The following is a 921-nucleotide window of genomic DNA, read 5'->3' as shown; positions in this document are numbered from 1 at the left end:
ATGGCACGCCGAGTGGTTATTATGCAGAATGGCTGCTTAGTGACAGAGCAGCGGATTGATGATGGGTTAAATGATGGGGAATTCTGTATCACACTTCACATTGATAATGTTGAGCTTACAAGCGAAGTTGTGGTTAACTTGTTTGGGGATGATCATCATGCATTGGATTATATGCAGACAGAGAAATTATCTAACGGTTTGCATACTATGATAGTAGCTATTGATGAAGGTCAAGTTCCAAAGCTGATTCGAGCATTGTGTGATGCTGGGGTGGAAGTTCATCGGGTGTTGTCGGCACATACGAGTTTAGAGGATAAGTTTTTAAAATGGACAACTGCGCGCGGTGAGGTGAGTTAAATTGTTATGGAATGAATGTTTGAAGATAGTGAATAAAAGAATCTTTATTCTTTCACACATTGGTTTTATTGTGATGACAGTACTGTTCTCTTGGGCATACACCAGTAATCTCAAGGCTGATGATACGGTGGCTCAAATGGTAAATGCTTTGCTTGGCCTATCGGGAATGCTTGTTATTCTACCTTGGGCGATTGTTTTGTCACCTCTTATTTGGACGGATGAATATCAATATGGTACTCTGAAACAACTGTTCCTGCATACGTCCTCGCGCTCGAGGTTGTATGTTGCAAAAATTGCTGCGATGATTTTGCTCATCATTACGGGTGCTGTTAATATATTCATTGTTTCTTTGTTAGTGAATCCTCTGATGGCTCCCACAAATATACAATGGGGTGACATGATGGATGTTATATACTCTATCGGAGCAATCGTATTGCAATGTTGCCTATATGCAAGTCTAGCATCCTTGATTGGCGTGTGGACGAGATCAGCTGCTATCGCAGTAGGCAGTAGCTTAGTGCTATACTTTTTACAAATGATATTTGGAGGTAGTCTCTTATCTAC

General features: G+C 40.8%; 2 protein-coding genes. Both read left to right on the top strand.

The window, feature by feature from the left end:
* On the top strand, positions 1–357 hold a 357-nt coding region (locus ACCC84_RS23820; protein ID WP_371902418.1), incomplete at its 5' end, for a hypothetical protein.
* A 28-nt stretch (positions 358–385) separates the two neighbouring features.
* On the top strand, positions 386–921 hold a 536-nt coding region (locus ACCC84_RS23815; RefSeq protein ID WP_371902419.1), incomplete at its 3' end, for an ABC transporter permease.

The organism is Serratia odorifera, from assembly GCF_041448735.1.
In the GTDB taxonomy this organism is placed as follows: Bacteria; Pseudomonadota; Gammaproteobacteria; order Enterobacterales; family Enterobacteriaceae; genus Serratia_F; species Serratia_F odorifera.
The sequence above is the reverse complement of the archived record's forward strand: the minus strand, read 5'-3'. Positions and strand labels throughout refer to the sequence as shown.